The 22,680-nt window shown below is 43.4% G+C and carries 19 protein-coding genes; 9 read left to right on the forward strand and 10 right to left on the reverse strand.

Annotated features, from left to right (window positions below; all coding sequences use genetic code 11):
- Positions 1–41 precede the first annotated feature (41 nt).
- The 7 genes from AK825_RS04260 to gspK all read left to right on the forward strand — a co-directional run bounded on the left by AK825_RS04260 (position 42) and on the right by gspK (position 7,207).
- Positions 42–1,829, forward strand: coding sequence for a GspE/PulE family protein (locus AK825_RS04260; RefSeq protein ID WP_068034908.1), 1,788 nt, complete (start codon positions 42–44; stop codon positions 1,827–1,829).
- A gap of 163 nt (positions 1,830–1,992) precedes the next feature.
- Positions 1,993–2,781 (forward strand): TatD family hydrolase, encoded by a 789-nt coding sequence (locus AK825_RS04265; protein WP_068034909.1) that lies wholly within the window; start codon positions 1,993–1,995, stop codon positions 2,779–2,781.
- Positions 2,782–3,050: 269 nt separating this feature from the next.
- A complete protein-coding gene (locus AK825_RS04270; RefSeq protein ID WP_068034910.1) occupies positions 3,051–3,740 on the forward strand; it encodes a TetR/AcrR family transcriptional regulator in 690 nt (229 codons plus the stop codon).
- Positions 3,741–3,938: 198 nt separating this feature from the next.
- Entirely contained in the window at positions 3,939–4,841 is a 903-nt protein-coding gene (locus tag AK825_RS04275) for a prepilin-type N-terminal cleavage/methylation domain-containing protein (protein ID WP_082787161.1), read from the forward strand.
- Positions 4,842–4,844: 3 nt separating this feature from the next.
- Positions 4,845–5,333 carry a type II secretion system minor pseudopilin GspI gene (gene gspI / locus AK825_RS04280; protein ID WP_068034911.1) on the forward strand — a complete coding sequence of 163 codons (489 nt, stop codon included), beginning with the start codon at positions 4,845–4,847 and terminating at the stop codon, positions 5,331–5,333.
- A complete protein-coding gene (gene gspJ, locus AK825_RS04285; RefSeq protein ID WP_068034912.1) occupies positions 5,330–6,136 on the forward strand; it encodes a type II secretion system minor pseudopilin GspJ in 807 nt (268 codons plus the stop codon). Before gspI ends, gspJ begins: the two co-directional genes overlap by 4 nt.
- Before the next feature lie 12 nt (positions 6,137–6,148).
- Positions 6,149–7,207, forward strand: a complete 1,059-nt coding sequence (gene gspK, locus AK825_RS04290; protein ID WP_227514112.1) for a type II secretion system minor pseudopilin GspK — start codon at positions 6,149–6,151, stop codon at positions 7,205–7,207.
- A 56-nt stretch (positions 7,208–7,263) separates the two neighbouring features.
- On the opposite strand, the gene AK825_RS04295 is transcribed toward gspK, so the two are convergent.
- From AK825_RS04295 to AK825_RS04330, 8 genes are all read right to left on the reverse strand, one after another.
- Complete coding sequence (locus AK825_RS04295; protein WP_068034913.1) at positions 7,264–7,944, reverse strand: TetR family transcriptional regulator; 681 nt, start codon at positions 7,942–7,944, stop codon at positions 7,264–7,266.
- A gap of 108 nt (positions 7,945–8,052) precedes the next feature.
- Positions 8,053–9,501, reverse strand: a complete 1,449-nt coding sequence (locus AK825_RS04300; RefSeq protein WP_068034914.1) for a deoxyguanosinetriphosphate triphosphohydrolase — start codon at positions 9,499–9,501, stop codon at positions 8,053–8,055.
- A 185-nt stretch (positions 9,502–9,686) separates the two neighbouring features.
- Positions 9,687–10,778 (reverse strand): redox-regulated ATPase YchF, encoded by a 1,092-nt coding sequence (ychF, locus tag AK825_RS04305; protein WP_068034915.1) that lies wholly within the window; start codon positions 10,776–10,778, stop codon positions 9,687–9,689.
- Positions 10,779–11,010: 232 nt separating this feature from the next.
- On the reverse strand, positions 11,011–11,820 hold the full coding sequence (locus AK825_RS04310; protein ID WP_068034916.1) for a phosphodiester glycosidase family protein: 810 nt from the start codon (positions 11,818–11,820) through the stop codon (positions 11,011–11,013).
- A 70-nt stretch (positions 11,821–11,890) separates the two neighbouring features.
- The gene (locus tag AK825_RS04315; protein ID WP_068034917.1) at positions 11,891–13,693 is read right to left on the reverse strand and encodes an FMN-binding glutamate synthase family protein; all 1,803 of its coding nucleotides are present in this window, start codon (positions 13,691–13,693) and stop codon (positions 11,891–11,893) included.
- Between the two features lie 215 nt (positions 13,694–13,908).
- Entirely contained in the window at positions 13,909–15,018 is a 1,110-nt protein-coding gene (gene rtcA / locus AK825_RS04320) for an RNA 3'-terminal phosphate cyclase (protein ID WP_068034918.1), read from the reverse strand.
- 77 nt (positions 15,019–15,095) lie between these two features.
- A complete protein-coding gene (locus tag AK825_RS04325; protein WP_068034919.1) occupies positions 15,096–16,727 on the reverse strand; it encodes an LA2681 family HEPN domain-containing protein in 1,632 nt (543 codons plus the stop codon).
- 38 nt (positions 16,728–16,765) lie between these two features.
- Positions 16,766–17,998, reverse strand: a complete 1,233-nt coding sequence (locus AK825_RS04330; protein ID WP_068034920.1) for an RtcB family protein — start codon at positions 17,996–17,998, stop codon at positions 16,766–16,768.
- 258 nt (positions 17,999–18,256) lie between these two features.
- On the opposite strand from AK825_RS04330, the gene AK825_RS04335 reads away from it, so the two are divergent.
- Together AK825_RS04335 and rtcR are read left to right on the forward strand one after the other, a co-directional pair.
- Positions 18,257–19,255 (forward strand): DUF4062 domain-containing protein, encoded by a 999-nt coding sequence (locus AK825_RS04335; RefSeq protein WP_068034921.1) that lies wholly within the window; start codon positions 18,257–18,259, stop codon positions 19,253–19,255.
- Positions 19,239–20,957, forward strand: coding sequence for an RNA repair transcriptional activator RtcR (gene rtcR / locus AK825_RS04340; RefSeq protein WP_068034922.1), 1,719 nt, complete (start codon positions 19,239–19,241; stop codon positions 20,955–20,957). Before AK825_RS04335 ends, rtcR begins: the two co-directional genes overlap by 17 nt.
- 42 nt (positions 20,958–20,999) lie before the next feature.
- Here rtcR and AK825_RS04345 read toward each other — a convergent pair whose 3' ends face one another.
- Together AK825_RS04345 and AK825_RS04350 are read right to left on the reverse strand one after the other, a co-directional pair.
- Positions 21,000–21,593, reverse strand: a complete 594-nt coding sequence (locus tag AK825_RS04345) for a hypothetical protein (RefSeq protein WP_068034923.1) — start codon at positions 21,591–21,593, stop codon at positions 21,000–21,002.
- Positions 21,594–21,818: 225 nt separating this feature from the next.
- On the reverse strand, positions 21,819–22,646 hold the full coding sequence (locus AK825_RS04350) for a helix-turn-helix domain-containing protein (RefSeq protein ID WP_068034924.1): 828 nt from the start codon (positions 22,644–22,646) through the stop codon (positions 21,819–21,821).
- Between the last annotated feature and the right edge of the window lie 34 nt (positions 22,647–22,680).

The raw sequence follows: 22,680 nt of genomic DNA on the forward strand, positions 1-22,680 counted from the left end.
GCTTTTTAAGCACCACTTACCGATAATAAAAGAAGAAAAATATGTCCGCTCAGCAGTATTCGATAGTGATTGATTTACGTTGGTGTCTTGATGAACTATTGGCAGATAGGGTGATTGACCAGCGTGGCTATAATTTGGTGATTACCAGTCGCCGTGATAAGGCGCAGCATCCGCTACTGACGATTAGTGAGTTCGGCTTGCCTAATGGTCATGCGCTTGATAATAAGCCTGAGAATAAATTAACGCTAGCATGGCTCAACCAATGGCTGGCAGCCAAAGCAGATATGCCAATCGTGCGTATTGATCCGTTAAAGGTTGATGTGCCGGCAGTGACGCAGCTGATGTCTTTTGAGTATGCGCGCTCGCAGCATATTTTGCCAATTGAAGTGACGCTTGATGAGGTGGTCATCGGTACCGATCAGCCGTTTTATACGGATTGGCACTCAAATATCGAAAAAATCATCAAATCTAAAAGCTATCGTACGGTCTATATTAATCCTGAGCAGATTAATCGTTATCGGCAAGAGTTCTATCAAGTCACGCAAGCGATTGCCGGGGCGAATAGTATCCATAAGCGTGCGGCAGCTGATGTTACCAATGTTGAAGCCTTATTACAACTGGGCGACAATACCAATCCAGATGCCAACGATCAACATATCGTCAAAGTCGTCGATTGGTTGCTGCAGTATGCCTTTGAGCAGCGCGCGAGTGATATTCATTTAGAGCCGCGCCGTGAGACGGGCAAAGTACGCTTTCGAATTGATGGCGTATTGCATACTGTTTATGAGATGCCACTCGCGATTATAGTAGCGGTGACCGCACGTATTAAAATTTTAGGACGTCTTAATGTTGCAGAAAAGCGCAAACCGCAAGATGGTCGCCTAAAAACGCGTACGCATAATGGGATGGAAACCGAGCTGCGTCTTTCTACCATGCCGACTGCCTTTGGCGAAAAGCTGGTCATGCGGGTATTCGACCCTGAAGTGCTGGTACGCTCGTTTGCTCAGCTTGGCTTGTCGGGTAAACAGCTTGAGACTTGGCATGAGCTGACGGCGCATCCAAATGGCATTATTTTGGTCACCGGTCCGACGGGTTCTGGTAAAACTACCACCTTATATAGTACGCTCAAGCAGCTAGCAACTGAGCAAGTCAATGTCTGTACTATTGAAGATCCTATCGAGATGATTGAGCCAGCCTTTAACCAAATGCAGGTCAATGCGGGCGTGGATTTGCACTTCGCTGATGGTATCCGCTCCTTGATGCGTCAAGACCCAGACATCATTATGGTTGGTGAGATTCGTGATGCTGAAACCGCCAATATGGCAGTGCAGGCATCCTTAACTGGACACTTGGTGCTCTCGACGTTGCATACCAATGATGCGCCCAGCTCAATCACTCGCTTGCACGATTTAGGAATTCAGCCGTTTTTGACTTCGGCAACTATCTTGGGCGTGATGGCGCAGCGCTTGTTACGTACATTATGTCCGCATTGCAAGCAGGCAGCTGATGTTACGCCAGATAGCGAGATAGCTATCCAGTGGCAGGAGTTGGTACAGCCTTGGCGCGCTACTGTGCCAGCACAAATTTATACGGCGCAGGGCTGTGAGCACTGTCGCCATACAGGTTATCAAGGCCGTGTCGGTCTGTACGAGATCATGCCATTGTCGAATGAACTAAAAAAGCTGGTAGCCGCCGATGCCAATTTGGATACGCTCAAACAGCAAGCATACCGCGAAGGCGTGCAACCACTGCGTCTATCTGGGGCAAAGCGTATCAGTGAAGGGGTGACAACTATAGAAGAGGTGATGCGCGTGGTGCCGTTGCATTGATTACATTAAAAATCAGCTTTGATCAGTACGTGTCTAAAGCACACTTGAAAAATACTCTTTTCACTGCAATTAACACTAGTACAACTTGAATGCTTTATCCGAATATTTTTTGTCTGCAAAATTACTATAACTTATCTAAAAAATTACTATAACGAGATTGTTTATGTTTACTGATAGTCACTGCCATCTAAACCGTCTGGATTTAACAAAGTATGATGGTCAATTATCCGGCGCGATAGCTGCTATGAAAGAGGCCAATGTCACCCGTGCGATGGCAATTATGTGTGATTTTGCTGAATATGATGAGATTGCCAATATCGTCAGTACCTACAGTGATGAGACCTTAAATTTAGGCATGAGCGTCGGTATCCATCCTTGCGAAGATATTGGCGTATTGCAATCAGCGACGGTCGAGCGTTTGATAGAGACCGCTGACGCTGAGCACGTATGGGCAATAGGCGAGACGGGGCTGGACTATTACTGGTCAACAGAAAATAAAAAAGAGCAACAAGCCAGCCTTGCGCGTCATATTCATGCCAGTCAAAGTTTGAAGAAACCGCTGGTCGTACATATGCGTGATGCCAAAGAGGACACTATCGATATCTTAAAAGCGGAAGGTGCAGAACATGGCATTATTCACTGCTTTACCGAAGATTGGGACACGGCAAAACGTGCGCTGGATTTAGGGTTTTATATCTCATTCTCAGGTATTGTTAGCTTTAAGAGCGCGCAAAATATTAAAGAGGCTGCGCAAAATATGCCTAGGGATAGAATACTTATCGAAACTGATAGTCCGTATCTAGCTCCTGTGCCAAAACGTGGCCGACCTAATGAGCCAGCATATGTTCCTTATGTCGCTAGCTGTATTGCCGATATGTATGGCTGTAGTAGCGATGAAGTCGGTGCACTGACTGCAAAAAACTTTGAAAATTTACTGGCACAGTATCATTAAAATCGTTATGCTATGACCAGTCAGTCATTAATTGTATAGTCCTATTACTGCGTAAAGAGCTATTAAGCTCTAAAACGTAAGCGTATGATTATCAATGACTATTAAGCAAACGTAAGCAATGTAAGCATAGCCACTATTTATATCATAGTCCCTTATAGCCCTTTATAGTCTTCGTGCAGTTCTCATACCGTCATTGCCGACTCACTATCTATCGCACTGTCATAGCAATAGGGTCATATGCTTAGTCTTGTCAGGTTTTAGGAGAGGTTATGAGTCGTCAACATCAGTTTAAAGCTCGCGAAGAGAATATCTTAGCGATGGCTGAACAATTATTACTTGAGTCAGGCGACGGTGATATCACTTTAGACAGTTTGGCCGATCAATTGGATTTGGCAAAAGGTACGCTATATAAGCATTTTTCGAGTAAAGATGAGCTTTATTTACGTATTATCATTCGTTATGAAGAGCAACTTTTTGAGATAAATCGTATTGATGATTGCCCGTCAGCAGGGATTGCGCGAATGATATTTCAGCAACTGTTCAATCCCCAAAAAGCCATGCTGCTCAATCAAATAGAGGAACGTTTGGCTGCTTCGGTGACCGGTCTCAACCGTCTATTCGGTGAGCTATACGATATTCGCCGCCAGCGTATGAAGCGTTTGCTCGATATAATCAGTATTTATCTAAAAGATGAGCGTAGCAGCTTAAGCACCCGTGATTATCTGTCCTCCATTTGGGCGATGGGTCAAGGTGGAGCAGGACTGTTGAATTCCAGTTTCTATCAGCGTTATTTAGGTCATCGTGATACTTTACGTTATGTTTTTGTGCAGCAAATGCTTGAATTGCCCAGTCATTACCCAGCTGATGAGATAGATCAACATGCATTGGATGAGGACATGCAAGAGTTGGTTGAGCAAATTGAAACTGAATCAGAAGAACATCGTAATGCGACTTACTGATAGGGTGTACTTTTACTGATAGCATAGATTAAGATTGGTAGGTTGTAAGAATTGCTTTTATAATTTTTAAAAGTAACTTGCCAATTTTTAATCATGTTGATTTGATCTTTTTATGATTATGCTGAAAAATGACCTAGGTTTATAATAATTACTTCTTACTCCCATTCTACGTATTATATTGTTGATAGTAGGTACACCATGCCGATCACTGCCAAGACTCAGTCCAGCTCAGTGGTCGAGCACGCTTTTTGCCCCACAAAAAGTAAGCTAACTAATCTAAATAATGACACAGCTATAAAATTCAGTCATCGCTGTTGTCAGACTCCTAAGCATTTTCAAGAAAGCTGTTCGCAAAAAAAACAGCTCCAAGAAAACCATCACCGAGCACTTTCTAATCGAGTAATACCTAGTCGAATACTTCCCACAAAGTTCGCATTATCAAACTTACCACGTTCGCAGACAGGCTTTACCTTGGTTGAAATCATGGTGGTCATGGTTATTTTGTCTATATTCGCTGGCATGATTGCTGTGTCAGTCGGTAGTAGCGAGTCCAGAAAAAACCGCGCCTTTTACGAGCATCTTACTGACTCATTAAGCTATGTCAGACTACTGGCAGCTGAGCGTATGCAGCCGATGGGATTAAGCTTGCAAGCAGACAAGCAAGGTCAAGTAACGCCCGTCATTATGAGTTTATCAAACCCTTATATTAGCTATCAGACCCAATCAGTAACGCCAAGTAACGGTGATAGTACGCCCAAAAACTCAATGGAGTTGTCTGCAGACTTGTCCGGTATGTCAGGGGCTAATGGAGAAAGTCAACCAACTCCTAGCTGGGAGCTGGAATCGGAAGTCACGTTGCCAGAAATGCCAGCTGGGGTCAGCTTAAGCATTCAAAGTCTGCAGGCGAATAATGCGTCAGGGCTAGAGTCTACCCAAACTTTACAACCTTGGTTTAATGGGCAAGCAGTGCCGCAAGTATTGTGGTTTGGTACTGGGCAGGCAACTCCTGTCACAATTGAGGTGCGCCATCAGTCGCGATTAGTCGGAGAAGTCATCACTATTATGCCGGATGGCAGTATGACGATAGGGCAGGGGCTGTAGCAGATGACGAAGAAATATAAGCCAACAACGCATATTACAAATCGTAGCGCATGCCAAACCACACTATCAAAGCGTGAGGGTGGGTTTACACTGATTGAAGTGATGGTGGCACTCGCCATATTAGCAGTGGTCGCCGTTGCCGCTAGTCGTGCCAGCAGTGCATATCTGAACTCGGTTGAGGTATTACGTACGCGTACACTTGCACACTTTGTGGCACAAAACGCCGCGGCTGATTTGCGGATTCAAGAGTCGTGGTTGACGGCCAATAGCACGCAAACGATGGATGCCCAAGGTCGCGCGTGGCAAGTAGCCATGACCGTCAATAGTACTTTGACGCCAGCGTTAAAAGAGGTAAATATCAGTGTTGCCCCTATTATTGATGGGCAAGTGCGCTCAGCGGTGACGGATATCAATGTGATCCTAGGCAATGCAGAGCAAGACGTCGGTAGTTTAGATTTGAGTAGCTTAAATCCAAGTGGAGGCAACCCGTGAGGCAGCAGCACGGCTTTACCTTACTTGAGCTCATGGTGGCGATGGCGATATTTGCGATGCTTGCGGTCGCAGGGTGGCAAGTGTTTGATGGAGTCAACCGTGCTCGCGAACGGGCGCAGTTCCATGCCGATCAGCTGGCGGTCTTACAGTATGCGTATTTGCAATTGCAACAAGATATGGGTCAAGTCCTTGCTTATCAAGCACCTTCTACGCAAAATAGTAGCGCGAACGGCTCCAACCTGAACGCCAATACCAATGGCAACACTAATGGCAATGATACTAATAGCGCTCAAGACTCTATAGCTGCTGAACCCTTTATGAGCTTAGATGGTGAGCAGCTTAGCTTTGTGCGTTTTGCTGATCCTGATCCACGCTACCAAACCAGTCCAAGCTTGCAGCGTGTTGACTATATCTTTGCAGATGAGCGTCTTATCCGTCGACAATACAACAGTATCCAAGGTGGGGCTGATAGCGTCAGCTTAGATACGGTGCTTCTTAACGGTGTTACAGCAGGGCGCTGGCAGGCCTACCTACCTGAGGTGAGTAATAATTTCCCTAGCGCAGATAACCAATTTGGTAATAATGAGAACAATAATAACGATAACTCTGCTATTGACGAGACGGAGACTATCTTACTTCCTAAAGGAGTAGGGATGAGTTTTACTTATCAAGATATGCCGATTACATGGCAATGGGCGCTTGCGCCGCAACCTCTACCAAATAATAGCAATAGCGCTGCTGGTAATGAGAATAACAACGGCAATAATGAAAATAACTCTGATAACATGACAAATGGTCAATAATAGGAGGCGCTTATGACAATGACAGCAGACTCCCAGCGCGGTGTGGCACTATTGACCATTTTACTTTTGGTTGTCAGTATTACAGTAGTAGCAGGTGCAATGCTTGCTAGTCAGAAAATCGCCATTCGCCGCAGTGGCTTATTGTTTAATCAAGATCAACTACTACAAGACATCGAGGCCGGTCAGCAGTTAGCAATTACCATTATTCGCGCTGATGATAAGCTGAATGATACCGATAGCGCACAAGATATTTGGGCACAGCCGATGCCGCCTTATACTTTAGGGGTGCATAGCATCACTATGGAGCTACGTGATGAGGCTAGCCGCTTTAACATCAATAATCTTTATCATGATGGCACAGCCGATACCAATGCATTAGCGGTGTTTCAGCGTTTATTGACACAGTTAAATCTAGAGCCTGAAATTGCTATTGCGGTGCTTGATTGGCAAGATGCAGACAACGAAGTCTATAACGATGGCGGTGATGAGAGTGTCTTATATAGCCAGTCAGCAAGTAGCAGTGCCAATAAAACTCTGCCCAATCAGCCATTGGTTAGTATAGACCAGCTCCAAGAAGTACGCGGGGTCAGCGCTGAGACCTTGGCAATCTTACGACCGTATATTACCGCAGTGCCTTACTTTTTACCTATCAATGTCAATACGGCAAGCCCTGTATTGCTCGCTGCGCTGATGGATGAGGTGACCCCAAAACAAATGCAAACGCTGACAGATCTGCGTGCACAACAAGTATTAGCATCTGTTGATGATCTATGGCAATTGCCACCGTTTATTAGTATGGGCACTGAAGAGCGTAAAGGAATGGAATCATTATTAGCGGTGGATACTCGAGCATTCAGAGCTCTTATCACCGCCACTGATAGCACCGGTGTAGGTGCAGCACGGCAACGTTTTGCGACAGTATTAATTAGCAAAACGAGCGCTAGCAGCGACGATGATAGGGATGATAATAACAATGGCAACAATAACAATGCTAGTGAAAGCAATAATAATGAGGCTAAGACAGTAGAAGTAATATCACAGCGCTTATGGACATTCCGTCCTAGCTTTTAATGACTAATACCATTAATGAGAAGCAGCTAATGCATTATCAATCATTTAATGCACTATCAATCATTAAGCTGAGTTTCTTCGCTCGATTTCCAGTTATAAGCACCATAAAATAGCATTTGTGCTTGACGGGTACAATTGTGTAGCATCAGCTGTTTTTTATCTTCAATTTCTGCTGAATCAACTTCATCGTCATGCTCTTCAGAATAAGTCAGCTCTAACCAATCGATAATCCAAGAGAAAAACATATTAACCCCCGCCTCAGCGAGCAACCGGCGGTCATAAGCATTGATATGAGTAAAAGCAGGCTGTAAAGCTAGATCTTCTCCTAGTATTTTCCCATGCATCTTTATCAGATCGCTAATAGCTTTACGGACAGCTTCTGAGCCACCAAAGCGTTCACTGACCAAAAACTGCCAATAACGTGGCTGCGCGCTCACGGTTTGTAAAAATAGCTGAATACTCTTTGCAATTTGACGATCAAAACTGCGTTTGCGGCCAATCTGTAGGCCATCACGCAACGTAGCAAGCGTACCACCTAATTCTTCAACAACTAATGCCTCGCCCAATGATTCCATACCATCAAAATGGCGATAAAATGCGGTCGGCACCACGCCAACCTCACGAGTTACTTGTCTAAGACTGATAGAGCTAAAAGATTGCCCAGTAATACATAAGTCTAGCACTGCATTAAAAAATGCGCGCCGAGTTTGAAGCTTTTTTTGTTCGCGACTGCTCATAATATTTCAAAATTACCTAATAGATGTTTATCATACTCATTTCAACGCAAAAATACGAATGAAATCCCTAGTTATGATGGATAAGATGGGTATTGGATGGTGAATTTACTAGACCATCGTACCCCAATGACCTTGCAACTCCTGCGCCAACCTATAAGCTTCATGATCGTTCATGCCAGTAATAAAATCTAAAATATTTAGAATGTTATGATAAATATTATCGGATAGTACCCGCCGATGCTCATCAAGATGCGGCTGTAGCAAGCTTAAGAGGCGCTGCTGCTCAAACGGTTTTGGTGCGTCCGCAAGGGCTGTCCAAGCCAGTGGCATAAATGCATCAAGGAGACGATGCAAGCATTGATTGGCCATCAGCTCCATACGTACTTTACTGGGATGATTAAATATTTGTTCGCGGGCCAACTGCTTGGCTTGGGTAATGCCATTTTGTACAGTGGGCTCGCAATGATTAAATAAGCTACCTGTGAGTGTGCCAGCAAGCATAGCACTAGAGTTGGCAACAAAGGCATCGGTTACCGTATTAACCAAGCGCATCATGGCCCGAGCACGTAGAGCTGCTAGCTGTTGTCTGACGGAAACTTGCGGTGGCAAAGCGATAGGCAATGCAATGGTATCAGAGCGTTCACCGATCAGCTCATAAAGGATGGCTGCTACATCGCTATAACTCAGCATGTTTAGATGAATACCATCCTCTAAGTCTATCAATGCATAGCAAATATCGTCTGCCGCTTCGAGTAGATAAGCGAGTGGATGACGCGCAAAGCCATCATGCTGCTGCGAGCGCGGCAAATGCAAACAGTCCGCCAATTGCTCCAACTGCGCAGCTTCACTATAAAAGCAGCCAAATTTTTGCACTTTGGTCGTCGATAAGTTTTTATTAACGTCCTCGTTCTTCTGGTCGCTGTTTATTGAATTGCTATGCGTTGCTAGCCACGGATACTTCATAAACGCGCCCAAAGTCGCGCAGGTCAGACGCATACCGCCCTTATCTGGATGATGCTCATTACGCGCTAGCAGTCGAAACCCTTGTGCATTACCTTCGTAAGCCAGCAAGTCTAATTGCTCATTGCTGCTCAAACGCTGCAAGATTGGTTGACGATTAGGATAAGTAAACCAATCACGGATAGCATACTCACCAGCGTGACCGAAAGGCGGGTTGCCGATATCATGCGCGAGGCATGCTGCTTGTACAATTACCCCGACATCAGCTGGTGACACGCCTGCTGGTAGTCCGTTATCCAGTTTGTCATGAAGCTTTTCTGCTGCCATTATTCCCAGAGAGCGCCCAATACAAGAAACCTCCAGTGAATGAGTCAAGCGTGTATGGATACCCAATTGATTGGTTAGTGGATGAACTTGGGTTTTTTGATTCAGCTGACGAAAAGAATGTGAGAACACCAAGCGATCATAGTCCTTATGAAAGGAGGAGCGAGCACTATCTTGGATAGGTGCTTTTTTTACACTGCCTAAACGCTGTGCGGTAAATAATTGCGCCCAATGATCGGCTGGAGTCTGTGGCTTCTTAAAATGAGCGACCATAATCTATAATCCATTATTTATTATCGTTTTTGAAATATGCATTGTAAAAATGTGTGATATTTTTCAGCGCTGGTTAAATCAGTATAATAAAAAAAGCCAGCACAAAGGCTGACTTTTGGTTGTTCTATGCTAAGACTATGTAAGCAAGGTATCAAGTAAGCGAAATACTTAAACCATCAGAAGGCTTATACGTTAAAGCGGAAATGCATCACATCGCCATCTTGTACAATATAAGTCTTACCTTCTAGACGTGATTTGCCTGCAGCAGCTGCGCCTTTTTCACCGTTATATTCGATAAAGTCATCATAAGCGATTACTTCAGCGCGAATAAAACCACGCTCAAAGTCTGTATGAATCACGCCAGCTGCTTGAGGAGCTGTAGCGCCCACTTCAACGGTCCAAGCGCGTACTTCTTTAACGCCAGCGGTGAAGTAAGTCTGCATATCAAGCAAGTCATAACCACCGCGAATCACTTGATCTAAACCAGCCTCTTCCATATTCATCTCGGCCAGAAAGTCTTTTTTATCATCTTCATCAAGCTGTGCGATTTCAGATTCAATTTGGTTGCATAGAGCGATAACGATAGAATCTTCGCCAGTGGCATAGTTGCGCACGGCATCTAGATAAGGATTGTTCTCAAAACCATCTTCGCTGACATTAGCGATATACATAGTTGGTTTCAAGGTAATTAAACCATAACTTCTAATAAGCTTTTGCTCATCTCTGTCAAGATTGGCGGCGCGCGCGGCTTTACCTTCTGCTAATAATGGTTCGATTTTTTTGAACACATCAAGCATGGCCCCAGCATCTTTATCACCACCTTTGGCTTTTTTGGTTAAGTTAAATACCGCGCGCTCAACGGCTTCGAGATCAGCAAGTGCCAATTCAGTATTGATGGTTTCGATATCATCAATAGGGCTGACGCGACCATCGACGTGTACGACGTTGTCATCATCGAAACAACGTACCACGTGAGCAATCGCATCGGTCTCACGGATATTGGCTAGGAACTGGTTGCCCATGCCTTCGCCTTTTGAAGCACCAGCGACCAGACCAGCGATATCGACAAACTCCATCGTCGTTGGCAATACACGTTCAGGATTGACGATGTCAGCCAATTTCTTTAGGCGTGGATCTGGTACTGGCACGATACCAGTGTTGGGATCTTTGGTACAAAATGGAAAGTTTTCAGCGGCGATTCCCGCTTTAGTTAAGGCATTAAATAAAGTGGACTTACCCACGTTTGGTAGGCCGACGATGCCGCAGTTAAAACCCATAGTAGTTTCTCAATATAGTAATAAGACTGAATCCAACTCTTAAGCTAGTTTAGGCTATGGTTTTAGCCCAGCATTTTGCTTTCGCAAAGATTTAAGCTGAGCTAAAACGGTAGCCTATGATAATGATAGCTAGAAAGCTAAGAGTCAGATAGTTAATTGGTTTAATATGAAATAAAAATTGGCGCTATTGTAGCAAAAATTACCTGCCAACGGGCGTATAGATGTGCTAATTTTACTTCAACTCAACCACTCCAATCATGACACCCATCTCTTTTTTATCGTGTTTATCGATACTGGGTGCATATAATGCCGAAGCAATCCCGCCATCTAAAAATAGTGCATTCGGACAGCTTAAGTCATTTTTAAACAGCGATGCAAACTGATAAAACGTCACAGGCTCATTACTATTAACGAGACGTATACTGCCATCACTGCAAACACCTGCACCATTACGAAACTTGATTGAGTTGCTATCAAGGTTAAACTGCGGGTGTATCTCATCGTTGATGACTAGCATCGGCCCTGATTGCGTGGCATACCAAGGCTTAGCTTCGTCATTCTTAATCTGTTCATCTAAAGCATTGCTTTCGGTAATTTGTACATTTCCAGATTTATCCCACCACATGACTCCATTAGGCAGTAAATGGAAATTGCCACCACCTTCGTTTAGGTTTAAGGCGCGAATCTCTTTACCTTTAATGACTGTATAACCAATCGGCGCGTAACTTTCGTTATACATGCCTGCATTCATAGCAAAATTAAGCGTTTGGTTAGTTGGTAATGTCGCTAATAAGTTATCAAAAGTAAGCAATGGCTGCGTATCGCCGGGCTGTTGCCAAAAAAGCTGTAGTGAATAACGTTCGCTATTTAACGCGTCAGCGTTAACGCTACAAATACTATAAGTAAATGGCGTATCTTGCGACTGACATGACCAGTTTTCTGTGTCGCTGTCAGACGCATCAGCGCCTATTGGTTGGCAAGCACTGACGCTTAACGCTAGCAGTGCTAATGATAAGGGTAAGGCAAAAACGAAACTTGGCATCAATTACTTATCTTTTGTAATATGGATATAATTTATAGACTTTTATTGCTGAGCACTTTTTAGCTACTGTTCAATCGCTAGTAGATGGAAATTCGCGAAAAGTATTGTTGACGTTGCCGATTAACTGTCCACCGCCAGTGATGCTAGCAAAGTTCCCAAGGCTCTGTTCCGTTGATGTGGTGGTTTCTCTACCTTTATCTCGTGAATCTTTATTATAAGCAATTAGGGCATCGTTATTTGCTAAAAAGCTATCAGGATTTGCCATGACCCACATCTGATTAAACACGTCCGCGCGGGCGCTACTATTAAGTAGGGCGCCTCTATCAGTGAAATAAAAGAATTTCGATAAAAGTTTTATCTGCCCGTCATCTAGACGACGCGCAATATGATAAGGCTGCAACTGACTCGGATGTTGTAGACCAACGGCACCGACGATATTAGAAAGTGATTTGAGCGTATTCTTATGAAAGCTTGCGACGCGCTCAGCTTTACTAGGCACATCGAGCGCCTTTTGACGATAGGGGTCTTGGGTCGCAACGCCTGTCGGGCAGGTGTTGGTATGACAAGAGCGCGACTGAATACAGCCAACGGCAAACATAAAGCCACGTGCTGAGTTACACCAATCTGCACCCAGTGCGATTAGGCGAGCAATGTCGAAGCCGGATACGATCTTACCACTGACGCCAAGCTTGATTTTGTCACGGATGCCAGCGCCAACTAAGGTGTTGTGTACCAATAAAAACCCTTCAACCATTGGCATGCCAACGTTATCCATAAATTCAACTGGTGCTGCGCCTGTGCCGCCTTCTGCGCCATCAATGACAATAAAGTCAGGATAGTTATCAGCTTCTATCATGGCTTTGACAATCGCCATAAACTGCCAAGGCTGTCCAATACATAGCTTAAAGCCGACTGGTTTGCCGCCCGACAACTCACGTAGCTGCTGCCAAAAAGTAACTAGCTCGCGCGGAGTGCTAAATGCCGTATGGGAAGAGGGCGAGACGCAATCTTGACCAGTAGGCACTTGACGCGTATCAGCAATCTCTTGGGTGATTTTCTCCGCTGGAAGCACGCCACCTTTACCAGGCTTCGCCCCTTGAGATAGCTTAATCTCAATCATTTTTACTTGAGGGTCGACGGCTTTTTCGGCAAAAGACTGTGGATCAAAATTGCCATCATCATCACGGCAACCAAAATAACCGGTACCCAACTCCCAAATCAAATCACCACCGAATTTACGGTGATAGGGGCTAATCGCACCTTCACCGGTATCATGGGTGAATCCGCCCATCTTAGCGCCTTGATTAAGCGCCATAATGGCGTTGGCAGATAAGCTCCCAAAGCTCATCGCTGAGATATTGAATACTGACATATCATGCGGCTGCTGACAACGTTCGCCACCGACCATGATGCGAAAATCTTGGTTTTCTAGAGGCTGGCTGACCGCCGACTGCAAAAACCATTCTTTACCGGGCGTATATAAATTATCCAACGTACCAAAGGCATTGGTATCACTGACGTTCTTGGCGCGTTGATAAACAAGGGCGCGCTGCTGGCGTGAAAACGGCACTTGCTCTTTATCGTTTTCTAACAAATACTGACGAATCTCAGGACGAAAGTCTTCAAGTACGTAGCGAATATGCCCCGCCACTGGATAGTTTCTCAAGATGGCATGCTTTGACTGTATGACGTCATAAATCCCCAAACATACCCCAAACCCGCCAAGAATAATCAGCCACCAGTTCATCAATAATAGCCCTGCTAAAAACAGCAAGACAGCAGCGGCAAAAGTGCTGTAACGTAACAGCACACCGACTAAATAAGGCGAATTGGTTTTGGGTTCTGGGTTTAGATTGGTACGAGATTGGGGCATAACGACGCTCAACAGTAATATGTAAAGATTAAAAAGGCGAAGATGATTGAAAGAGAAAGTAGGTCAAAAATCCACTCTTTCATCATAATTATCAAACGCAGATAACGCGCTCAGATTTATCGCCTACATCATACACATATGATATCACTGCATAGCGGTATTTGAGTAACAATGTGCTAATGTTGGTATTCTGACATTGATGCTACTAGGTAGTTTCAACAGACGACCTGCACCAGTATTTTATCGTCATCAATAGCATTAAACTTAATTTCAACGGGCAAAAATTGTTCAATCAACCACGCTTGCGTCTTAGTATGCCCGCTAATCACGCGCGCTGTAAATTCGCCGCCACCTGACAAGGCTAAAGGTAATAGTAGCTGATCGGTTAAGTATTCATCGACCAGCGCATCCGTTTGAAATAGATAACGTTTCACCAGTCCTGCTAAGCGGCTACCCACATTTTCCGCTGAGCTGCGTTTCTCTCCTAACAACGTAAAAGCTTCTTGGTGCAACTGCTCATAATTATCTGGAGAATCAGCTTTGTGAGTGGTTTTATGAGTGACGAGTGCATAGCAAGTATTGCCTTCACCGATTCCATGTAGCTTATTGCCTTGACTCTTGATAAGCGCTTCATCAATGCATGACTCAATGAGCGCGGTTCTTGCGCTGGCAAGCTCGCGTTTGCAGATATCGTATTCTAGATTTAGCGTACTGGCGACCAGCTCTATGCCGATAAGGTCTCCACGCTTTGTTAGCTGTAATGGTTTTGAATCAGCACGGCGCATAAATGGTGTGATAGTTGCTTGAATCACGCCGCCACCAATAGGTGCAAAGCCTGCTTGTTGCAGTTCAATATCAACTTGCATGTCCAGCTTCGCCAGTGCAGGTATAAAGGCCTGCTGTAAGAAGTCCGTGGTCGGTGCCATCGGATTATGTGTACCGCCTTTAAAAGTGACAGTAGATTTTGAACTGACATCAGTATTAGCAAATAGTAGGGCAGGGAGCAGGGTTTGTAGCACTAGACTGGTACTGCCTGCCGAGCCAATATCAAAGCTATAGTCACCAGACTTAATAGCATGGGGCGAAAAGCTAAAAGCCGTACTGCCTAAATAAGCGCCTGATACGGTGGCATCTGATATCTGTTGCGAGGCTTGCAAGCAGACTAAATGTTGGCGCATGAGTCCGGGTTTCGCACGCCCCGCGCGAATGTTGATGATCTCAACAGGGATGCCTGTTAGCATCGATAAGGACAAAGCGGTACGGATGATTTGTCCGCCGCCTTCGCCTGTGCTACCGTCTATTTTTAGGGGTTTGGTTTTTGGCATAGGGTTTTCTTTTTAGCGGATGAGTAGGGCTTCGGCAAGTTTAATTTTGGTTCTCTCTTATTTGCTAATTTTATTTTTTAAGTATATTTCTTTCGCTCGATAAACTTGTCCTGAATTAAAATATTAGGAATATTTTCAAGAGCTTCTTTCTCAGCTTTGATCCTAGCTGCAAAGACGAAAGAGAAAATAGCTGAACGCGTCAATTGCAAAACATGCTCTGCGCTTTCAACAAATTCGGACTCAGAAATAAAAACTGGTTCTTCATAATAGGTTAACGAGGCTTCAATGCTTTCAGGTTTTTCATTCTCGTAAACAAATACGAAGCTATGTTCCAAGGCGTTTCGCCACTGCTTGTAAAAACTAAGCTCGCCTTCTAACTTATGGTTTAAATCACAAGCTATACTATATAAACCAATCAAACCTTCATTATCATAAGCTTCGAACTTTTGAAGTCTTTCTTCATTTTCAAGTTCCCAGAAAGTATGAAAATATGAAGGTCTGACTTTACCTTTACTGTTTTTGAGTTGTAAATCAAACAACAAGGCTACAGCATTACCTATCTTATCTAATATACCAAAGCAAATTCTAAAAGCAGTACGGAGCTTTTCGATATTTGTTCCTAGCAACTCGTTGTCATATAGCTCTGCATAGCAAGCATCGTCGTCGATATCGTTATCGCTCTTAGCAACTTTGTATTCATACAGCATCAATCTAGCAAGTCCGAATTCCGATTTAAGCCTATTTAGTACCTTTTCCATTGGCAATATGAAATCCCTAGATATAGCTCTAGTAGTTAAAGGAATAGTTAAATTATCACGGGCACTTCCATAGCATTTACAATATAAGCCATGTTCACTAAGGCTTAAGAAGCTATCTAAGCACCACTTCCGATACTCTGAAAAAGATTGATATTCCTGCTCATCTAAATGGCTGTCATCTTCTATAGCTATTCCCATATCCAAGCATTTTTTTTCGATATCACTATCTATTCTCTCAGCTCTTAGGAGATAGTGTTTTGCCCAGTCAGGAGGTATGCACTTTGATGCACTTGCTTTTCTGTAACCTAAAGCTATTTCTTTACCCTGCTGAACAGTATGCATTTTAGTAATGCTATTCAGTAAAATTAAACATTCACTACGGTTTACCCAAGCTTGAGCGATATCCAAATTCATTGCGATAACTTGATCGTATAGAGCTAATGCCTCGGAAAATCTGTATTGTTGTTTAAGGTTATTTCCTAGATTCACTAAGTATTGTGGTTGAGCTTCTATTTCTTGTTCTCTACAATTTAAAATAGCTTTAAGGAAAAGTGAATTAACTTTTGACAACTCTGGAATAGATTTGATATCTGAAGCTAAAGAATTGCCATATTTATGCTGAATTATATTTCGGTTAGCATTTGCTAAACAGTAATAATAACTATCACGAGTTAAACAGTTTTCAAAGCTATCAGATTCCATTATTTCTAAGCCTATATAGGTGGCTTCTGCCTTAGAAGCCATATGACCTATATCGACAAATATACCAGCGAGTCTAAAAAGTGCTAAAGATAAACTTGGTTCATTAATATCATTAACCTCTTCTAGAAGCTCCTTCAAATATAAGCATAACTTATAGCTTTCCTCAAACTGTCCTTCATCAATCATTTCAGATGCATTGTCTAGCTGCAAGTTTGTATATAGAACCCTAGATTGAATAGAATCTTCCATAAAATTTTTCCTGTTTGTTATAAAATTGCAGTTCCTATTTAGCCTTTAACACAAACCACTTGCCGCAAAGTATGTACCACTTCCACCAAGTCGCTCTGCGCTTTCATTACATCATCAATATCCTTGTACGCTGCTGGAATCTCATCGATAACCGCGGCATCTTTGCGGCATTCCACGCCCTCAGTCTGCGCGATTTGATCATCTACCGTAAAGGTCTTTTTGGCTTCAGTACGTGACATGATGCGACCTGCGCCATGCGAGCAAGAGTGAAACGACTCTGCGTTACCTTTTCCGCGCACGATAAAGGATTTTGCGCCCATTGACCCTGGAATAATACCGTATTCACCGACACGCGCACGTACCGCGCCTTTGCGAGTGACGAATACTTCCTCGCCGTAGTGCTCTTCTTTATCCACGTAGTTATGGTGACAGTTCACCGCTTTCATTTTGGCATCAAAGGGCTTGGTGATAATATTACGTAGTGCCTTAATTGCGTTCTCCATCATGATTTCACGGTTTTTAAAAGCAAAACGCTGTGCCCAACCGACCGCAAACCAATAGTCGTCAAAATGCTCAGTCCCTTCAGCAAAGTACGCCAAATCTTTATCCGGCAAATTAATAAACCACTTACGCATATCCTCACGTGCAAGCTCGATAAAGTAGCGACCGATGGCATTACCCACGCCGCGAGATCCTGAATGCAGCATAATCCACACCTGATTGGTCTCATCCAAGCACACTTCTACAAAGTGGTTGCCGGTACCAAGCGTTCCCAAGTGCTTAAGGTTATTGGTGTTTTTAAGCTTAGGGTGCTTTTGGGTTATATAATTAAAATCATCAACCAGCGTTGTCCAGCCGTCTTTAACCGTGTCATCAGGATTTGACCATGCGCCGACATCACGGTTTGAGCCGCGGCCACGAGACTTACTGCGACCATGAGGAATCACTTTTTCTAGCTCGCTGCGCAGACCGCGCAAGTTGTCGGGCAAATCATCAGCCGTCAGGGTAGTTTGTACCGCCATCATGCCGCAGCCGATATCGACGCCAACGGCGGCAGGGATGATCGCTTCTTTGGTCGGCAGTACCGTGCCGATAGTCGCGCCAATCCCAACATGCACGTCAGGCATTACCGCGAGCCACTTATATATAAACGGCATCTGCGAGGCTTTGATTAGCTGATCGTGCGCTTTTGGATCGACAGGGACGCCCTTTGTCCAAAGTCTGATCGGGGTTCCACCGTCTTGAATGATATTATGGGTCATCGGTTGCATAGTTATTTTCCTTAATTGCTGTAAAGCATAATTTGTTATTCAATGATTTGTCGTTTTTCTTATTAACTACGATGCCAAGAGTGTGCCAATTTTTTATACTCTATCAGATATATGGGTTAAGTTATTGATAATTATAAATAAAGTAATAAATTAAAAATGATTAGGGATATCAGCTATAATCTAACAATGATTGTTGAGTATAATATTTTCTAAAAATATAGAAAATAAACTATGAATAAATATTGTAAGGTCAATAGGATGGATAAAAGATATCAAGTTTTTGTAAGTTCTACATTCGCAGATTTAAAGAATGAGCGCAGCAATGTCATCCAGACACTTATGGAAATGGACTGTATACCAGCTGGGATGGAATTATTTCCTGCTTTAGATGAAGAACAGTTTGAGTTCATAAAGAAAGTCATTGACGATAGTGATTACTACCTACTTATTATTGGTGGTCGATATGGAAGTTTGTCTGATGAAGGTATCAGCTATACGGAGATGGAGTACGACTATGCAATTGGTAAAGGTATTAAAGTCATTGCGTTAGTTCACGGTAGCCCTGAAAAGTTAGCGGTCGAAAAAGTAGAGTTAGATTCTGAAGCACAGCGAAAACTACAATCATTCAGACAAAAAGTAACAACAAATCGCTTAGTGAAATTTTGGGATGATGCAAAAGAGTTATCTGGTTTAGTCGCACTTAGCTTACCCAAAACAATCAAAACTTATCCAGCTGTAGGCTGGATAAGAGGAAATGAAGCAACTGAAAATACTGAATTATTAAAGCAGCTAAATGAACTTAGACAAGAAAACAATAAGCTTGAAAAACAGATTCAAGAGTTTCAGAAAAATCAAAACAATATGTCGGATTTGGCTCAAGGTGATGACGAGGTTTCAATACTAGTGAACTGTAAGGTTACAGAAGGTGGGCAAGAAAAACTTAAATCTTGGGAACAAGAGGTAACTTGGAATAATCTATTCAAATGTATTGGTCCAAAAATACTTAAGAAACAGGGAGAAAATATAGTTTTTAACACTTTGAGCAACTATGTAGTTTCGAGAAAATATGAAAGCTTTAAATCATCACAAATAGATTTTACTGATTTTGAGAAAATAAAAATTCAATTTTTAACTTTAGGTTATATTGAATTCACTGGAGTAGGTCTTACTAACTATTGGGAAATAACACCCGAAGGACAAAAGTATCTACTGGAAATAATGTCAATTAGACGTGAGATTGATGAAACAGACGATTAACAAAACAGCAGTCATCGGCTTACTTGGTACTACCTTAGATAACGGCTTAAACGATAAACGTTGGCAGCGCTGGCGACCCACGGTGAGTCTATGTCTACATGATGAATTAATAGTCGATGAGCTGCATATCTTATATAGCAAACGCGATAAAAGGCTGTTTAAAATAATCGTCGATGACGTGGCGCAGGTCAGCCCGGAGACGCAAGTGATTGGCCATCATGTAACATTATCTAGTCCTTGGGACTTCGCTGACGTTTATGCCGAGCTGTATGACTTTGCCGCAGGGTTTGATTTTCAAGATAATATCGACTACTTGCTGCATTTGACCACGGGTACGCACGTGGCGCAAATTTGCTGGTTTTTATTGGTAGAGGCGGGCTTTATTCCTGCTGATTTGATTCAAACCTCGCCTTGCCCGAGACCTGGTCAAACCGATCCGCAAGGTCGCTATCAAGTGATTGATTTAGATGTTTCGCGTTATGATGGTTTACGTGAGCGTTTTGAGGCCGAAAAACAGCAACATTGGCAAACCTTGCAAGCCAATCTAGTCACCCAAAACGCCGCTTATCAAAAACTCATTTCAGATATCGAAAAGGTCGCCACTCGCTCAACTGCACCCATACTACTGATGGGTGCAACAGGAGCGGGCAAGTCGCAACTGGCCAGCCAAATCTATGCGCTGAAAAGAGCCAAAGCCAGTAGCAGCGTTCAAAGCAAATATACTCTCGATAAATTCGTTGAAGTTAACTGTGCCACCTTACGCGGTGATACCGCTATGAGTGTATTGTTTGGTCATGTCAAAGGCGCATTTACGGGCGCAGCTTCCAATCGTGATGGACTGCTAAAATCAGTCGATGGTGGTTTGCTATTCTTAGATGAGATAGGCGAGCTGGGACTTGATGAGCAAGCGATGTTATTGACCGCACTTGAGGAACAGCGCTTTTATCCGCTCGGTAGTGATACGCCAATTAACGTTTCGTTTCAGCTGATGGCAGGAACCAATAAGGACCTGCGTAAGGCGGTTGTGGATGGTGAGTTTCGCGCTGATTTATTTGCACGGCTCAATACGTGGACGTTTTTTTTGCCGTCACTCAAAGATAGGTTGGAGGATTTGCCTGCCAATATTGACTATGAGCTGGCACGTTTGGGTAGCGAGCAACAGCAGCACTATCGCTTTGAGCCAAGCGCAAGGCAGACTTATGAAGACTTTGCCACTAGCGCTGATGCGACATGGCAGGGTAACTTTCGCGATTTGACCGCCAGTATGACACGCCTAACGACTTTGGCTGAAAGTAAAGTCATTCGGACAGCCGATGTGCAAGCGGAGATTGAGCGTTTGATGCATCTTTGGGGATTGGTAGATGGTTTGCATGGCTCAAATAATTTAAAACATAACATGCCTAAAAATAGCCTAAGTAATGATAATATTCAAGCAAGTTTTAACAGTGAGTTAGTCGAGCAAGGTAGCCATGACCTTTTAGCTAACTATATTGACAAAGAAACCTTTGCGACTATTGATCCGTTTGATGCGGTGCAATTGGCATATGTGATTAAGATTTGTATGAGGCATAAAAACCAGGCGTCGGCGGGGCGTTATCTTTATGCGAACTCTAGGGATAAGCTTAAAAGCCCCAATGATAGCGATAGATTGCGTAAGTATTTGCTGAAGTTTAATTTGAAGTTTGATGAGTTGGGTATTTGAGCTGAGAAATTTTTGTGTTCTTTATATCTCGTATATTCCGATTTAGGAGCAGCCTTCCCCTAACCTTAATGCAGACTCGAGGCCGATACTGATGCTAGTTACGATGCCATTATCAACTTGATATTTAGTGCCAACTCTTTGCTCACTGCTTTGATCATTATCTTCATACCAATAGTAGAGAATAATATTCTCGTTTGGATTGCCGTAAGGGCTGTCTTCGACTTCAGGTTGTTGAGCTTGATGCTTATCGTATAGTTGCTCTAAACTGTTGCCTACCATAACGCCATAGGCAGATAAAATGTCTGTACTTGATGTACCTATTTCAACCACAGTGTTGTCTATGATCATATAACCAGCAGCAGGATGAGCGGTGCTTTGCGCGCCAAAGCAGCCGTCTAAGTCTTCGGTATTTTGAGTTAGTAATTTCGAGTCAAATTCAGAACCGAGCTTTATATTGTCGAAGCTGTTTTTAGTAAACGAACCAGAAGGTGTGATATCAGTAGTCGTGCGGTCATCGACTTTAACTTTGGTATCTATATCAGTGGTAGTATCTGGCTGTGGCGCACAGCTGGTTAAACCTAGGAGTAGAGCGGTCATCACTACTATCATTCGGTGCGAGCTAGCATATAGAGTCATCGTTATATCCTTATTCACTAACATCAGTCACTAATATCAGTTACCAACGTCATATTCTGTAATCATAGTCAGATCTGTAGTGACATCAATTTGATAATTATAAGTATGTTTTTCACATTAATAATACCATTAGTAACGCTATCTGACTGAGCAGTAAAGTAGTAGCGTAATAGTTAAAAAGTGTTGAACACAGGCTCATATTTTTTATCAGTGATTTCTTATATTCTAAGCACCATTTCCAATCCGCTCAGCCAATTCCTGCAACTTAGGCACAATTACCGCTGCATAGTCGTCGCTTTGCCAATTAGCACTCGGAACGCTGGCATTGAGTGAATAGGCATACTGTCCAGTGGCAACATCAAATACCCCAACGGCTACTGCTAATATATCACTAGAAAACTCGCCGTCAGACAACGTATAACTGTACTTCTTATAATATTCTGCTGACTGATTTAACGCTGTTTGCGCATGGCTGTAATCTGTGTCAGATAAATTATTTTGCAAGTGAGAGCTAATGACCGCTTGTCTGGTTGGTAAGCTTGCCGCATAGAACGCACGTCCAATAGCGGTTCGTGCGACGGGGACCGCTGAGCCTACTTGTAGATTCACGGATAGGCGAGCAGGGCTACGGCAGCAAGCTAAGTAGCGCATTTCACCTTCGATTTCTGTCGCCAAGTTTACTGAGACTTCATTTTGGGCAGCAAACTGACGGAGTAATGGCTCGGCAAATGCGACCACATCATGACGACTCCATGCCGTCGCACTTAGTCGTACCGCGCTACTACCCAATTCATACTGACCGTGTATCGTCGTACGCAAAAACCCAAGCGTAGTTAAGGTATAAATTAAGCGTGTAACGGTCGCCTTTGGTAATGCTGTCATTTGACATAATTGCTGGTGACTTAGCTGATCTTGATGTTCAAATGCAGCAAGTAGGGTTAAGCCACGGCCAAGGGCAGTGACGAATTGCCGATCATCATCTTCTTTGCTTTGAATAAGGGTCGCACCCATTCGATCTAGTAAAGGCATAGTTGCTAGTGATTTTCTTATCATTTTTTGACCATATATATTTAAAAGGGTTTACAAG

It is taken from the genome of Psychrobacter sp. P11G5 (genome assembly GCF_001593305.1).
Lineage (GTDB): Bacteria > Pseudomonadota > Gammaproteobacteria > Pseudomonadales > Moraxellaceae > Psychrobacter.

Excerpts from the sequence above, each read along its gene's own strand:
- AK825_RS04260 (WP_068034908.1), top strand. The coding sequence starts at position 42 with ATGTCCGCTCAGCAGTATTCGATAGTGATTGATTTACGTTGGTGTCTT.
- AK825_RS04265 (WP_068034909.1), top strand. The coding sequence starts at position 1,993 with ATGTTTACTGATAGTCACTGCCATCTAAACCGTCTGGATTTAACAAAG.
- AK825_RS04270 (WP_068034910.1), top strand. The coding sequence starts at position 3,051 with ATGAGTCGTCAACATCAGTTTAAAGCTCGCGAAGAGAATATCTTAGCG.
- AK825_RS04275 (WP_082787161.1), top strand. The coding sequence starts at position 3,939 with ATGCCGATCACTGCCAAGACTCAGTCCAGCTCAGTGGTCGAGCACGCT.
- gspI (WP_068034911.1), top strand. The coding sequence starts at position 4,845 with ATGACGAAGAAATATAAGCCAACAACGCATATTACAAATCGTAGCGCA.
- gspK (WP_227514112.1), top strand. The coding sequence starts at position 6,149 with ATGACAATGACAGCAGACTCCCAGCGCGGTGTGGCACTATTGACCATT.
- AK825_RS04295 (WP_068034913.1), bottom strand. The coding sequence starts at position 7,944 with ATGAGCAGTCGCGAACAAAAAAAGCTTCAAACTCGGCGCGCATTTTTT.
- AK825_RS04300 (WP_068034914.1), bottom strand. The coding sequence starts at position 9,501 with ATGGTCGCTCATTTTAAGAAGCCACAGACTCCAGCCGATCATTGGGCG.
- ychF (WP_068034915.1), bottom strand. The coding sequence starts at position 10,778 with ATGGGTTTTAACTGCGGCATCGTCGGCCTACCAAACGTGGGTAAGTCC.
- AK825_RS04310 (WP_068034916.1), bottom strand. The coding sequence starts at position 11,820 with ATGCCAAGTTTCGTTTTTGCCTTACCCTTATCATTAGCACTGCTAGCG.
- AK825_RS04315 (WP_068034917.1), bottom strand. The coding sequence starts at position 13,693 with ATGCCCCAATCTCGTACCAATCTAAACCCAGAACCCAAAACCAATTCG.
- rtcA (WP_068034918.1), bottom strand. The coding sequence starts at position 15,018 with ATGCCAAAAACCAAACCCCTAAAAATAGACGGTAGCACAGGCGAAGGC.
- AK825_RS04325 (WP_068034919.1), bottom strand. The coding sequence starts at position 16,727 with ATGGAAGATTCTATTCAATCTAGGGTTCTATATACAAACTTGCAGCTA.
- AK825_RS04330 (WP_068034920.1), bottom strand. The coding sequence starts at position 17,998 with ATGCAACCGATGACCCATAATATCATTCAAGACGGTGGAACCCCGATC.
- AK825_RS04335 (WP_068034921.1), top strand. The coding sequence starts at position 18,257 with ATGGATAAAAGATATCAAGTTTTTGTAAGTTCTACATTCGCAGATTTA.
- rtcR (WP_068034922.1), top strand. The coding sequence starts at position 19,239 with ATGAAACAGACGATTAACAAAACAGCAGTCATCGGCTTACTTGGTACT.
- AK825_RS04345 (WP_068034923.1), bottom strand. The coding sequence starts at position 21,593 with ATGACTCTATATGCTAGCTCGCACCGAATGATAGTAGTGATGACCGCT.
- AK825_RS04350 (WP_068034924.1), bottom strand. The coding sequence starts at position 22,646 with ATGATAAGAAAATCACTAGCAACTATGCCTTTACTAGATCGAATGGGT.